The 1,007-nt window shown below is 67.9% G+C and carries 1 protein-coding gene; it reads right to left on the bottom strand.

Annotated features, from left to right (window positions below):
* The coding region (locus P0D96_RS48115; protein ID WP_408321379.1) for an efflux transporter outer membrane subunit at nucleotides 1-1,007 on the bottom strand (1,007 nt) is incomplete at both ends.

Here is a 1,007-nt window from a genome sequence, read left to right as displayed (position 1 = left end):
TGGCTGGCGGCTTCGTCGGTGAGCGCATGCAAGGCGGACAGGTTGTCCTCGACCTGCTGGAACGCCACCAGCACCGACTGACGATAGTCCGCGACCGCGCCGTCGTATTGCGCCGTGGCGCCGTGCAGGCTGGCCTTGCGCTTGCCGCCGTCGAACAGCGTGCCGGCCAGTTGCGGACCGAGCGACCAGAACAGACTCGGCGCGCTCAGCCACGGCGCGAAAAACGTGCTTTCGAGACCGGCGCTCGCGGACAGCACCAGATCCGGAAAGAACGCCGCATGCGCCACGCCGATCTGCGCATTCGCGGACGCCACGCGCCGTTCGGCGGCGGCGATATCGGGACGCCGTTCCAGCAGTTGCGACGGCACACCAGGTGGAATCGCGGGCGGCGTCGCGGCCGAACCGTTCGGCGGCAGCGTAAAGGTCGATGCCGGCTCGCCGATCAGCGTGGCGATCGCGTGCTGCATCTGCGCGCGCGTCACGTCGATGTCGGTGTCTTGTGTGCGCGTCGCTTCGAGCTGCGTCGTGGCCTGGGCGACGGCGGAGGCATCGATCGCGCCGTCTTTCAACTGCTGCTGCAACAGCTTCAACGCGGCGGCGTAGGCGCTCACGCTGTCGTCGAGCAGCTTCTTCTGCGTATCGAGCGAGCGTAGTGAGAAATAGTCGACGGCCAGATCGGCGCTCATCGACAGGCGCACGCCTTCGAGGTCCGCTTCGCTCGCCTGCGCGTCGGCCTGCGCGCCGTTGACGCTGTCGCGTACCCGTCCGAACAGATCCGGCTCCCAACTCGCGGCCACGCCCGCCGAATAGTCCGGCACGGTCTTGCCCGCGAGCGATCGCCCTTCGACGTTCTGCGAGGTCCGGAAGCGCTCCTGCGCGACACCGGCGGTGATGGTCGGGAAGAATCCGGCACGCTGATAGTCCACCATCGAGCGCGCCTGCTGAACCTGCGCGACGGCCTTGCGCACGGTCTGGTTCGACACGTCGATGCGCGCCTCGAGCTGGTT

The organism is Paraburkholderia sp. RL17-347-BIC-D, from assembly GCF_046027915.1.
Taxonomy (GTDB): Bacteria; Pseudomonadota; Gammaproteobacteria; order Burkholderiales; family Burkholderiaceae; genus Paraburkholderia.
This window is presented reverse-complemented; position numbering and strand designations above follow the sequence as displayed.